The sequence below is a fragment of the Krasilnikovia sp. MM14-A1259 genome, assembly GCF_047159535.1.
GTDB lineage: Bacteria > Actinomycetota > Actinomycetes > Mycobacteriales > Micromonosporaceae > Actinoplanes.
This window is the reverse complement of sequence record NZ_BAAGAJ010000002.1, coordinates 1324619-1337009: the sequence shown is the minus strand read 5'-3', so window position 1 is coordinate 1337009 and position 12391 is coordinate 1324619. Positions and strand designations below refer to the sequence as shown.

Annotated in this window: 9 protein-coding genes; 6 read left to right on the top strand and 3 right to left on the bottom strand. The window is 73.3% G+C overall.

Going from position 1 to position 12391, the window contains the following annotated elements; genetic code table 11:
• Positions 1–89: 89 nt before the first annotated feature.
• The 4 genes from ACMCNK_RS05685 (at position 90) to ACMCNK_RS05670 (ending at position 5281) form a co-directional block, all read left to right on the top strand.
• On the top strand, positions 90–1724 hold the full coding sequence (locus ACMCNK_RS05685) for a diguanylate cyclase (RefSeq protein ID WP_412735347.1): 1635 nt from the start codon (positions 90–92) through the stop codon (positions 1722–1724).
• A gap of 35 nt (positions 1725–1759) precedes the next feature.
• A complete protein-coding gene (locus tag ACMCNK_RS05680) occupies positions 1760–3271 on the top strand; it encodes a M28 family metallopeptidase (RefSeq protein WP_412735346.1) in 1512 nt (503 codons plus the stop codon).
• Positions 3272–3297: 26 nt separating this feature from the next.
• Positions 3298–4062 carry a hypothetical protein gene (locus tag ACMCNK_RS05675; RefSeq protein ID WP_412735345.1) on the top strand — a complete coding sequence of 255 codons (765 nt, stop codon included), beginning with the start codon at positions 3298–3300 and terminating at the stop codon, positions 4060–4062.
• 106 nt (positions 4063–4168) lie between these two features.
• Positions 4169–5281: a calcium:proton antiporter gene (locus ACMCNK_RS05670; protein WP_412735344.1), complete on the top strand. Its 1113-nt coding sequence runs from the start codon at positions 4169–4171 to the stop codon at positions 5279–5281.
• A gap of 43 nt (positions 5282–5324) precedes the next feature.
• Here the strand turns inward: ACMCNK_RS05670 and ACMCNK_RS05665 are convergent, their stop codons facing one another.
• Both ACMCNK_RS05665 and ACMCNK_RS05660 read right to left on the bottom strand, forming a co-directional pair.
• On the bottom strand, positions 5325–7040 hold the full coding sequence (locus tag ACMCNK_RS05665) for an acyl-CoA dehydrogenase (RefSeq protein WP_412735343.1): 1716 nt from the start codon (positions 7038–7040) through the stop codon (positions 5325–5327).
• Positions 7041–7084: 44 nt separating this feature from the next.
• On the bottom strand, positions 7085–7636 hold the full coding sequence (locus ACMCNK_RS05660; protein ID WP_412735342.1) for a PadR family transcriptional regulator: 552 nt from the start codon (positions 7634–7636) through the stop codon (positions 7085–7087).
• 197 nt (positions 7637–7833) lie between these two features.
• On the opposite strand from ACMCNK_RS05660, the gene ACMCNK_RS05655 reads away from it, so the two are divergent.
• Complete coding sequence (locus ACMCNK_RS05655) at positions 7834–10722, top strand: ATP-binding protein (RefSeq protein ID WP_412735341.1); 2889 nt, start codon at positions 7834–7836, stop codon at positions 10720–10722.
• A gap of 24 nt (positions 10723–10746) precedes the next feature.
• Here the strand turns inward: ACMCNK_RS05655 and ACMCNK_RS05650 are convergent, their stop codons facing one another.
• Positions 10747–11274: a DUF6209 family protein gene (locus ACMCNK_RS05650; protein WP_412735340.1), complete on the bottom strand. Its 528-nt coding sequence runs from the start codon at positions 11272–11274 to the stop codon at positions 10747–10749.
• Between the two features lie 206 nt (positions 11275–11480).
• On the opposite strand from ACMCNK_RS05650, the gene ACMCNK_RS05645 reads away from it, so the two are divergent.
• A complete protein-coding gene (locus ACMCNK_RS05645; protein ID WP_412735339.1) occupies positions 11481–12377 on the top strand; it encodes a carbohydrate kinase family protein in 897 nt (298 codons plus the stop codon).
• Positions 12378–12391 lie beyond the last annotated feature (14 nt).

The following is a 12391-nucleotide window of genomic DNA, read 5'->3' as shown; positions in this document are numbered from 1 at the left end:
TGACATCTGTCAATAAGCTCGCCCGCAACCCGCCCGGCGTACCGTGATTTCGCCCGGATCGACGGGAGACAGGGCCGACGGGAGGAGACATGGCCGGGACCGCAGCCGTCGACATCGCCCGCACGGTGGCCGAGCTGTCCGCCTCGGCCCCGCACGCCGAAGCGCGGCTGAGCGCCGCACTGGAGGCCATGGAGCTGGACTCCAAGGATGATTTCCGGACAATCGCCCGCGCAGCCGAGCGGGCTGAGGAGATCGCCTCCGGGCTGGGCCGTACCGACCTGCGGATGCGGGCACGGCTGGTCCGCGCCGAGGCCCTGCTGTGCGAGGGGGACGCGAGCGCCGCGGGCCGGATCGCCCACGAGGTCCGCGATTGGGCCCTCGAGGACGGCGACGCGTACGTACGGGCGCGCAGCCACCTCATGGTGTCCGCGTTCCGCCGGCACCTCGGCGACCTGTCGGACGCGCTCGCGTACGCGGTCGAATGCGTGGCCAGCACCGCGGACGACGTGCCCGCCGGCATCCGGGCGCGGCACCTGTCCCACCTCGGTGTGACGCTGTGCGAGGGCGGGTCGCTGGACGAGGCCCGCCGCCGGTTCTCCGAAGGGCTCGACATCGCCGCCACCACCGGCGACGCCGAGCTGTCGCTGCGGCTGCTCAACAATCTGGCGTACGCGGCGCTCAAGAGCGACGACGGTGCGGAGGCGCAGCGCCTGGTCGCCGAGATGCGCGCGATCTCCTCGCGGCACGACACGCCGTTGAGCGGCCCGTACCTCGACACGATCGCCCGGGTCGAGCTGGTGCACCACCAGTACGCCGAGGCCGAGGCGACGCTGCGTCCGATCCTGGACGGCGGCACCGGGTCGGTCGACGACCTCACGCTGGCCGAGTCCCTGTTGACCGTGGCGCAGGCGCGGCGGCTGCGCGGGGCGGTGGCGTCGGCCCAGGCCGGCCTCGACGAGGCGGTCCGGGTCTGTGTGGACAGCGACCTGCAGTCCGTACGGGCGCGGATCCGCGACGAGCAGGCCCAGCTGCATGCGGCGACCGGCCACTACCGGGAGGCGTACGAGGAGTACCGGCTCTTCCACGCGGAGACCGAGGCGCTGCACTCCGCCCAGCGCGAGGCGCGTGCCCGTACGCTGCAGGCGGTCTACGAGGCGGAGGAGGCGCGCCGGGAGAGCGTCCGGTTCCGGGAGATGGCTCAGCGTGACCCGCTGACCGGCCTGCACAACCGCCGCTACGTCGACGAACAGCTCGCGGTGCTGCTCGAGCGGGCGGCCAACCGGGGCACCCCGCTGTCCGCGGCGCTGATCGACCTCGACTACTTCAAGCGCATCAACGACACCCTGTCGCATGCCGCCGGCGACGCGGTGCTGCAGCACGTCGCGGAGCTGCTCGTCGGCAGCGACGCCGGCTCGGGGGTCGTGGCCCGGCTCGGCGGTGAGGAGTTCGTGCTGCTGCTTCCGGACACCGGCGCCGACGCGGCGCTGCGGCACTGCGAACGCGTACGCGAGGCGATCGCCGGGCACGCGTGGCAGCCGGTCACCGGTGCGCTGCCGGTGACCGCGAGCATCGGCGTCGCCACCACCGCGGTGGGTGGCGACACCACCCCGTCGGCACTGCTCGCCCAGGCGGACCGCAACCTCTATGCGGCCAAGCGCAGCGGCCGCAACCGGGTCGTGGCCGACCCGGTCGACAAGGTATCGATACGCTTCGCTCCTCGATAGGCTGCGGTGGGTTCGCAGTCGACAGAGGAGGATCCTTGCGTAAGGCAGTCATCCCCGCGGCAGCACTGTTGCTGGTCGCGGTGGGGGCGTCCCCGGCGGGCGCCGTCGACCAGGTCGACAGCAAACGGTTGCGCGACGCCGTCACGGTCAACGGCATCCTGGGCCACGAGCGGGTGCTGCAGCGCATCGCGAACCAGAACGGCGGCACCCGGGCCTCCGGCACCCCGGGCTATGCGGCCTCGGCCGAGTACGTCAAGCAGACCCTGACCGCGGCCGGGTACCGGGTCAGCGAGCAGGAGTTCACCTTCCCGTTCTTCCGGGAGCTGGCCCCGGCCACCCTGGCCCGGGTCGCGCCGACGCCGGCCGACTACCCGACCGGCACGTTCGAGTTCTCCGGCAGTGGTGACGTCACCGGCGCCGTGGTGCCCACCAAGGACGTCCAGGTCCCCGCGCCGGCCACCCCGAGCGCCACCTCCGGGTGCGAGGCGTCGGACTTCACGCCGGCGGGCGACGCCCCGGCGATCGCGCTGATCCAGCGCGGCACCTGCACGTACCGGATCAAGGTGACGAACGCGGTGGCGGCCGGGTATGACGCGGTCATCATCTTCAACGAGGGCCAGCCGGGCCGGACCGACCTGGTCACCGGTGACCTCGGTGCCGTCTTCGGCGTCCCCGTGGTCGGGCTGAGCTACGCCGACGGCGCCGCGCTGTTCGCCGCCACCCAGCAGGATGCGGTCACGGCGCGGGTCACCACCGCCACGTCCGCCGACGAGGCGGCCAAGACCACCCACGTCATCGCCGAGACCCCCGGCGGGGATCCGGACAAGGTCCTCGTGGTCGGGTCGCACCTCGACTCCGTGGCCGCCGGCCCGGGCATCAACGACAACGGCAGCGGCGCCGCCACCAATCTGGAGATCGCCGAGCAGTTGGCCGCGCTGAAGATCAGGCCGCGGCAGAAGGTCCGCTTCGCGTTCTGGGGCGCCGAGGAGGCCGGCCTGCTCGGCTCGGAGCACTACGTGGCCACGCTGCCCGACGCCGAGCTGGGCCGGATCTTCGCGAATCTGAACTTCGACATGCTCGGCTCGCCGAACTACGTCCGGTTCGTCTACGACGGAGACGGGTCGCAGACGAGCGTGGCGGGCCCGCCCGGGTCCGGTCAGATCGAGCGCATCTTCACCGACTACTTCACCGGCCAGGGGCTGGCCTCCGAGCCGAGCCAGTTCAATGGCCGCTCGGACTACGGCCCGTTCATCGCGGTGGGCATCCCGGCCGGCGGGCTGTTCAGCGGCGCCGAGGGCCGGAAGACCGAGGCGCAGGCCACAGTGTACGGCGGGACCGCGGGCGCGGCGTACGACGCGTGCTATCACCAGGCGTGCGATACGACGAACAACCTGAACCCGGCCGCCCTGGCCGAACTGTCCGACGCCGCGGCGCACGCGGTCTACACGCTGGCGGTGACGAAGACCGGGTTCTTCCCGGACGGCTCGTTGCGGGCGGCCCGGCGGCCCATGCCCGCGTTCGCCCACGCCACCAGCGCCCTGCGCTGAGCCAGCCGGTAACCCGGGTCCTCGCCGTGTCGATGCTCGTGGCCGCGGCGCTGGCCTGGGCGGGGTCGCCCGCGCTGGCCGGCCCCGCTCTGGCCGGCCCTGCGCTGGCCGGCCCCGCTCTGGCCGGCCCTGCGCTGGCCGGCCCCGCGCTGGCCGACCCTGCGCAGGCCGACCTTGCCCGCGGTGGCACGGCATGCCCCGAGGTGCGGCTCACGTCCGACCTGCCGGCCCCGCCGGCCGGCGCGCAGGTCCGGCAGAGCATCACGATCGGCGACGACTGTGTCGCCCACCCGGGGCCTGTCGAGGTCGTGGCGGCGCCAAGGAGTCTGGCGCGTGTGGGCGCCCGCGAGCAGGCGGAGCAGGCGGCGGCGTCGGCCGAACAGGCCGCCGCGACGCCGCGCACGCTGCACTCCTACTCGCAGATGTACGACTGCTGCAACATCCTGATGACCGCGCTCTACTCGGACCACACGTGGAGCACCGCCGACGGCCTCGTCTCGGCGGCCGACTCCCGGGTGAGCACCCACGCCAACCGGGAGCCGTGGGACGCCGGCTGGACGGCGCACGACGTCACCGGCGCGGGTGGCTGCGCCGCGGCCTGCCCCACGGCCACGTACACGGCCCGCGCCGGGTTCAGCTACCGGGGCATCTTCGACGTCACCGGGGCATGGTATGCGAACACGCACGACTCCACGGTCGTGCTTACCGGCGACGGCGCCGCCACCTGCCGCCACAGCGTCGACCTGCGGCACACGTTCGTCGGCTGGCATTGGGAGCACGGCTGCTCCTGAGCCGACTGCGCCTGATCCGGTCGTGGTCAGGGCCGACAACGCCGTCGGCCCTGACCATGCCGCCGTTTTCCGTTACGCTGCGCGTTATGTTCGGGACGCCGATCAGGTGACGCCGCCGGCCACGGGCACGCTGACCCGCTCGGCGTCCATCGTGCCGCTCGTTGCGCTGATCGCCCTCATCCTGGTCTGGGGCCGCGGGCTGCCCCCTGCGGTCGAGATCGTCGTGGTGCTGCTGCTGGCCGGTGCGGTGCTCGCGGCGGTGCACCACGCCGAGGTGGTGGCGCACCGGGTCGGCGAGCCGTTCGGGTCGCTGATCCTCGCGGTCGCGGTCACCATCATCGAGGTCGGCCTGATCATCACGCTGATGATCTCCGGGGGTCCCGGCACCGCGTCGCTGGCCCGGGACACCGTCTTCGCCGCCGTCATGATCACCTGCAACGGCATCGCCGGGCTGTCCCTGCTGGTCTGCGCGCTGCACCGGGGGGTGGCAGTCTTCAACGCCGAGGGCACCGGCGCCGCACTGACGACCGTGATCACCCTGGCCACGCTCAGCCTGGTGCTGCCCGCCTTCACCACGAGCCGCCCCGGGCCGCAGTTCAGCGGCGCGCAGCTCGCGTTCGCCGCGGTGACCTCGCTCGTCCTGTACGTGCTGTTCGTGTTCGTGCAGAGCGTCCGCCACCGTGACTACTTCGTGCCGGTCCGGGGTGCGGGCCGGCGCGACACCGCGGAGCCCGATCCCGACGAGCACGCCGCCAGCCCGACGGCGCGCGCCGCCCTGTTCAGCCTGCTGTTGCTGGTGGTGGCGCTGGTCGCGGTCGTGGGGCTGGCCAAGGTGGAGTCCAAGACGATCGAGCAGGTGGTTGCGGGCGCGGGTCTGCCCCACACCGTCGTCGGTGTGGTGATCGCCCTGCTGATCCTGCTGCCGGAGACGATCGCCGCGGTCCGCAACGCCCGCCGGGATCGGGCCCAGATCAGCCTCAACCTCGCCCTGGGGTCGGCCATGGCCAGCATCGGCCTGACCATTCCCGCGATCGCCATCGCCTCCATCTGGCTGGAGGGCCCGCTGCTGCTCGGGCTCGGCTCCACCCAGGTCGTACTGCTCGCGCTCACCGCGGTCGTCGGGGTGCTGACCGTCATGCCCGGCCGGGCCACGGTGCTGCAGGCCACGGTGCACCTGACGATCTGTTCCGCCTACCTGTTCCTGGCCGCCAACCCCTGATCCGGTCCGGCGCCGAGACGGCACCGGACCGGAGGGCGCAGCGTCAGGGCTGCATCTCGTACGCGCCGCTGAGCGCCTCGACCTGGGCCCACACGCGGGCCGTGCGCGCCGCGTCCTGGACCGGGCGGCGAACGTGGGCGAGTGCCCATGCGGCCTGCGCCTCGGTGGTCGCGGCCTTGCCGTGCAGTTCGGTGGCACCGGCGGAGAAGTCCCGCACGAGGATGTCGAAGATCTCGTCCAGCACGTCGCCGTCCAGACCGGTCAGCTCGGCCTGCTCGAGGATCAGCTGACCGTAGACGATCAAGGCGAACAGGTGGCCGACGGCCAGCAGGAAGTCGAGGTCCTCCTGCTGGGCCTTGCCGGGGGCGTTGGCGAGCAGCAGCGCGCAGAACCCGTCTGCCTGCTCGCGGAAACGGGCCACGTTCGACACCGCGGCGTGGACGTCGTACGCGGCGCGCCAGTCGTGGAACCGGATGTCGCCCAGGCCGCGGGCCGGGCCCTGCCGGAACAGGAACTCGTCGTCGGCGGCGTCGTGGCGGGTCGGCGCCGGCGGGTACGCGACCGGGCTGAACAGGTAGTTCGCCATGAACTTGAGGATCAGCGCCAGGTTGACGTGCACCGTGCCCTCAAGCTTGGGCAGGCCCCGGATGTCGCGGGCGGCCTTGTCGAAATACGTGTCCGCCTCGAAGCCCTTCGCGGCGATGACGTCCCACAGCAGGTCGATGACCTTCTCGCCCTCGGTGGTGACCTTCATCTTGGTCATCGGGTTGAACAACAGGTACCGGCGGTCGTCGGGGCCCGCGCTGCGGAAATAGTCGACCGCCCGGTCGCTGAACAGCTTCATCGCCACCAGGCGCGCGTACGCGTCGGTCAGCTCCCGCTTCACGTGCGCGAAGTCGGTGACCCGCTTGCCGTACAGGACGCGGTTCTGCGCGTGGGTGACCGCCTCGAACATCGCGTGCTCGCAGATGCCGATGGACGCGGTGCACAGGTTGAACTTGCCCACGTTGACCGTGTTCAGCGCGGCGTCGAACGCGGCCTTGCCGGTGTGCAGGACGTCCTCGGCACGCACCGGGTAGTCCTCCAGGCGGAACTCGCTGACGTACATCTGCGCGTTGACCACATTCTTGACCAGGTGGTACGCGGGGTGGCGGCTGTCGGCGGCGAAGAAGACGTAGCCGTCCGGGCCCTCCACGTCGGCACGCCGCCCGAAGACCGAGACCAGCCCGGCGACGTTGCCGTTGCCGATGTAGTACTTGCTGCCGGTGGCCCGGAAGCCGCCGTTCCCGTCGTCCGTGAGGACCATGTCGGTCGAGTAGATGTCGGCGCCGTGGGTGCGCTCGGAGAGGCCGAACGCCATGACGTGGCCGTCGTCGAGCAGTTGCGCGGCGCGTGCGCGGGCCGCGGGGTTGTCGCTCTGCCACACCGGGCCGAGGCCGAGGACGGTGACCTGCCAGGTGTACCAGTATCCGAGGCCGTAGAAGCCGAGGATCTCGCTGAGGGCCGCGTTGCGGGCGGTGTCCCACCGCTTGGCGCCGTCGCCGTCCGCGGCCGGGGTGAGGAACGTCGCGAACAGGCCCTCCTTCGCGGCGAACTCCAGGAAGTCGCCGTACCACGCCTGCCGGTTGTAGGTGTCCACGAGCGCCTGCTTGCCCCGGGCCTCGAACCAGTCCACGGTGGCGCGCAGGAGCCGGCGGCTCTCGTCGTCGAGGTGCGTGGGGTCGTAGGTACGCGGGTTGAGCAGCGGAGAGTCCGCCATGACAGCGTTCCCCTTCCTGGGGGTGTGGGTGTGGTGGAGCCGGGTCAGTGATCCAGGGCGCGCAGGGTGCCGATCACGTCGTCGAGCCAGGTGAGCACCATCCGCTCGTACGCGATGCCGCCGCGCAGCACCACGTGCTGAAGCGACCGCTGCACGTCGCGGTCGGCCGGCCCGGGGAAGTCGCGGCGTTCCCCCGCGAGGTAGCGCTCGAGCGTGGCCTCGTGGGTGGCGCGGTAACGCTCGACCTCGGCGAGCAGCGCCGTACGCCCGGCGGCGTCGTCGAACGCGGCCCCGCGGATCTTCACGGCGAGCTCGTGCCGGACCGCTTCGGGCTGGACCGGGTCGTGCAGCCAGGCCGTCAGTGCGCGCCGCCCGGCCGGGGCGACCCGGTAGGACCGCTTGTCGGGGCGGCCCTCCTGCCCGACCTGTTCGACCGTGACCCAGTCGTCGGCCTCCATGCGCTTGAGCACGCGGTAGATCTGCTGGTGGGTCGCCGTCCAGAACCGGCCGATCGACCGCTCGAAGCGCCGGGCCAGCTCGTAGCCGGAACCGGGCTGCTCCAGCAACGAGACGAGGATGGCGTGTTCGAGGGCCATGCCTCGCATCTTGCTATGCAACTTGTTGCATAGCAAGCCCGCATCGGGACGGCGGCCGCCGCCGGACGGTTCCCTGCCCGCGCGGCGACCATGGTCACGGCCGCAGGGCACCACCGCACGACATCGACCTGGCAGAATGTTCGGCCGGGCAGCTCAAGCTCACCCGCACGCCCGTCGACCGCAGGGAGGGCAGTCTGATGGCCGTGTCGAGCGGGTGCTCCACCCTGGTCGGACGCGAGGCGGAGTCGGCGATCCTGGGGGAGGCACTGCGCGCCACCACCGGGAGCGCCCAGGTCGTCGAGGTGGTCGGCGAGCCGGGCATCGGCAAGACCCGGCTCCTGGCCGAGCTCGCCGAGCAGGCCCGGCGCCAGGGCTTCCACACGATCACGGGCCGCGCCACGGAATTCGAGCAGGAGGTCCCGTTCGCGCCGCTCGTGGAGGCGCTCGACGACCACGTCCGCCGCGACGGGTCCGGGCCGCGCGACGCGACCGTCGACCTGCAGCCGGTGCACGACATCCTCGGCGGCCTGCTCGCCGCACCCGCCGGGCCGGGCGCCGACGACAGCGCGGTCCAGCGGTTCCGGTCCATGCGCGCGCTGCGCCGGGCGCTGGAGACACTCGCCGACCCGGCCGGTCTGGTGCTGCTGCTCGACGACGTGCACTGGGCCGACCCGTCGTCGGTCGACCTGCTGGAGTTCCTGCTGCGCCGCCCGCCGGTCGCCCGGGTGCTGCTGGCGGTGGCGTACCGTCCCGCGCAGGTGCCCGCGCGCCTGGCCGCCGCGCTGACCGCCGGGCAGTCGCACGTGCACCGGCTGCGGCTCGCGCCGCTTCGCGAACCGGACGTTCGCGCGCTGCTCGGCGCCGGTGCGGACACCGTCCGGGTGCGACAGCTGCACCGCCTCAGCGGCGGCAACCCGCTGTATCTGGAGGCACTGCGCCGCGCCGACCTCGCGCCGGGCCGGGACGGGCCGGCCGATGCGGCGGCGACCGTACCCGAAGCCGACGGCGAAGCCGTCGATGACCTCATCGGCGAGCCCGAGCTGCCCCCGGAGGTCCGGGCGGCGCTCATGTCCGACCTCGCGGCGGTCGGCGAGCTGGACCGCGCGGTCGCCGCCGCCGCGGCCGTCTGCGGGTACGAGATCGAACCCGCGCTGCTGGCCGCGGTGGCGCAGCTCCCCGCGGACGCGACCCTGCGCAGCATCGACGCGCTCACCGGCCGGTACGTGCTGCAGCCGGTGCCCGGTGCGGGCCGGTTCCGGTTCCGGCACCCGCTGATCCGCCAGGTCGTGTACGCGTCCACGCCCGCCGGTTGGCGGCTGGGGGCACACGCCCGCGCGGCGGTGTACCTGGCGCAGGTGGGTGCGCCGCCGCGGGTGCGGGCGCCGCACGTGGCGCGGTCGGCGTCACCCGGCGACACCGAGGCGGCGGGCACGCTGGTCGCCGCCGCGCGGGCCGTCGGCGTGCAGGCACCGGCCACCGCGGTGGAGTGGCTGCGGGCCGCCCTGCGGCTGCTGCCCGCCACCATGCTGGACGAGCGCACCGACCTGCTCACCTACCTGGCCGGCCGGCAGGTCGCCGGCGGGCGGCTGGACGACGCCCGCGCCACGATGGGCGCCGTGCTCGACCACCTGCCCGGCGGCCATCCGCGGCGGGCGGACGCCGTGGCCTGGACCGGCACCCTGCTGCGGCTGCTGGGCCGGCCCGATGACGCCCGGATGCTGCTGGCCGACGAACTGGCCCGGCTGCCCGGGCGCGCCGCCCCCGACGCACTGGACCTGTGCCTGCAACTGGCCACCTACGGCGTCATGCAGGGCCGGCTGCGCGAGGCGGGGGAGCTGCTGCACCGGGTGATCGAGCTCGGGCCGGGCACCGCACCGGCACGCATCGCCACGGCATTGCAGCAGATGACCGGGTACGGGTCGCCCGACGCGGCGGCACCGGGGCACCTGATCGACGCGCTCGCCGACGAGGACATCGCCCGGCAGATCGACGTCTTCGCCTGGCTGTGCTGGAGCGGGCTGTATCTCGACGGCCCGCACGAGTCATTGCGCCGGCTGCACCGGTGCCGCCGGGTCGCGGTGGCGGCCGGGCACGGGTACATCCTGCCGTACCTGCTGGCCGCGCAGGCGTTCGTCGAGGCCCGGCTCGCGCGGATCGGGGCGGCGCGGCGTACCGCGGAGGAGGGCACCACCATCGCCCGCCTGCTCGGGGCCGACGAGCCGCTGGCGCTGGCGCTGCTCACGGAGTGCTGGCTGCTGCGCTGCGCCGGCGCGTACCCGGAGGCGATCGCGGTGGGGGAGCAGGCGGTCGCGGCGGCTACCTCCAGCCGGGTGTGGCTCGCCACGGCTCGCGCGATGCTGGCGTTCGCCCGGATCGCCGCCGGGGACGTCGACGGTGGCCGGGATGCGATGGTCGCCGCGGGCGGCGGAGCCCCGCTACCCGACCTCTACCCGCACAACCGGCTCATCGCGTGTTCGGTGCTCGCCGAGGCGGCCGCCGGCCGCGGCCATCCTGCCGAGGCTGCCCGGTGGGCCGATCTCGCCGAGCAGGTCGCCGACCCGGGCCGCGACGTCGGCCAGGGCCTGGCCGCGCTGACCCGCGCGTACGCGCGCAGCCAGACCGAGCCGGCCGCCGCGGCCCGGCAGGCCACGACCGCGGCGGCCCTGCTGGTGCGGGCCGAACTGCTGATGGAGGCGGGCCGCGCCTGGCAGCTCGCCGCCGCGGCGCACGGCCGGTGTGGCGACCTGTCCGCCGCCCGTGGCTGCGTCGAGCACGCCCTGGCGATCTACGCCGACGACGGCGCCGCCGGTCTGCGCCGCGAAGCGCTCGACCTGCGGCACCGTCTCGGCCTGGACGACGACTCCCCGGCGGGTTTCGAGCTCACCGCCCGGGAGACCGAGATCGCCGAACTGATCGCCGCGGGCCGTTCCGACGTGGAGATCGCGAACCGGCTGTTCCTCAGTGTCCGGACGGTGCAGACACACGTCGCGCAGATCTGCGCGAAGGCGGGCGCAGCCGACCGGTCCGCCGCCGCGAGCCGGCTGGCGCGGATCCTGCCGCCGCCCGCCGGGTCCGCACCGCGGTGAGCGGCGGCGGGCCGGGCCGGGCCGTTACTGCGCGATCGTGAACCGGTAGTTCGCGCCGTACCGGGAGTCGTACTCGTGGCAGCCCGCGCGGTCGCCGGAGACGAACCACAGCTCCAACTCGTGTGCCCCGGCGCCGAGCGGCAGGGACGCCAGCACCTTCTCCTGCCGGCGGTTGCTGTTGAGCTGGGTGACCGGTTGGCGCTGCACCGCCGAACCGTCGACCCGGTACTCCACGTTGATGCTCCACGCGTCGCCGCCGGCGTACTGGGCGCGGCAGGTCGGCAGGCGGGACGGGTCGTAGTCCACGAGGACCGGGCTGTTCGCGGTGACGACGCCGTCGACCGTGGTGGTCCAGCCGGCCTGGAACCGGATGACCGGGCTGGCGGTCGCCGCCGACGTGCTCACCACGGCGCCGGGATCCACCGGCGCGGCGGATGCGGGGGCGGGAGCGGCCAGCACGGTGGCTGCCACACCCGCCAGAAGCAGGCTGACGGCCCGCGCGGAATGCTGCGGTGCGGCGGCGGGGCTCGGGTGGGGGGTGGTGGATCGCATGCTGGTCTCTCCGCATCGACGACGTCCAGGGTCGCGATCAGCCTGCAAGTTCTTGCAAGAACAGTCAACTTCATGCAATTCCGGGCCGGGTGCGGCCTTTCGGATCCAGTCCCAGGTCAAGGGCGAGCTAATGGGTCGCGGGGTGACCGCCGGCTTGTGCGCCGAATCACGGATGCTCATCGCAGGATGATGAAAATCCTTGCAGAATGCGGCAGGATGTCGCCATGCACCGCGTCCTCATCGTGGGCCCGGCGTCGTGGAACCTCGTGGTCCACGTGGCCGAGTTGCCGCCCCCGCAGCCGCACACCGTCTTCGCCCGGTGGCACCACGAGACCCTGGGTGGCACCTCCGCCGGCAAGGCCCTCAACCTGGCCCGCCTCGGCGTGCACGTCACCCTGGCCACGGTCGTCGGCGCCGACGACCACGGCCGCCGCATCACCGACGCACTGCGCGACAACGGCATCGAGGTACTGGCCACTCCTGCGCACGAGGGCTCCGAGCGGCACGTCAACCTGATGGACGACCAGGGCCACCGGCTGTCGGTGTACCTGAGCCTGCCGCGGGCCGCCGAGAACCCCGCGGTCACGCCGGAGCTGATCGCGCGAGCTGACGCTGTCGTCGCGGACCTCGCCGATCACTCCCGCCCCGTGCTGCAGGCCGCCCGCCGCGCGGGCCGACCGGTCTGGTGCGACCTGCACGACTACGACGGCACCAGCGAGTTCCACCGGGAGTTCCGCGACGCGGCCGACTACCTGTTCCTCAGCGGCGAACGCCTCGACGATCCCGAGGCGTTCCTGCGTTCCCGGGTCGCGGCCGGTGCCCGCCTGGCCGTGTGCACGCAGGGTGACCGGGGCGCACTCGCCTGCACGCCGGACGGGCAGGTCCTGCACGTGCCCGCCACACCGGTCGGCGAGGTGGTCGACACCAACGGCGCCGGCGACGCGTTCTTCGCCGGTTTCCTCGCCGCCCATCTCGGCGGCGCCCCGCTGACCGAATGTCTGCGCCAAGCGTCGCGGGCCGGTGCCGCCGCCGTGCGCAGCCGCGACCTGGCCGCACCGGCGCTGAGCCCCGCGCTGCTGCGCGCCGACACGCCCGTGACCTGACCTGGCCTGCCTTG

Excerpts from the sequence above, each read along its gene's own strand:
- ACMCNK_RS05655 (WP_412735341.1), top strand. The coding sequence starts at position 7,834 with ATGGCCGTGTCGAGCGGGTGCTCCACCCTGGTCGGACGCGAGGCGGAG.
- ACMCNK_RS05660 (WP_412735342.1), bottom strand. The coding sequence starts at position 7,636 with ATGGCCCTCGAACACGCCATCCTCGTCTCGTTGCTGGAGCAGCCCGGT.
- ACMCNK_RS05685 (WP_412735347.1), top strand. The coding sequence starts at position 90 with ATGGCCGGGACCGCAGCCGTCGACATCGCCCGCACGGTGGCCGAGCTG.
- ACMCNK_RS05645 (WP_412735339.1), top strand. The coding sequence starts at position 11,481 with ATGCGGCAGGATGTCGCCATGCACCGCGTCCTCATCGTGGGCCCGGCG.
- ACMCNK_RS05650 (WP_412735340.1), bottom strand. The coding sequence starts at position 11,274 with ATGCGATCCACCACCCCCCACCCGAGCCCCGCCGCCGCACCGCAGCAT.
- ACMCNK_RS05665 (WP_412735343.1), bottom strand. The coding sequence starts at position 7,040 with ATGGCGGACTCTCCGCTGCTCAACCCGCGTACCTACGACCCCACGCAC.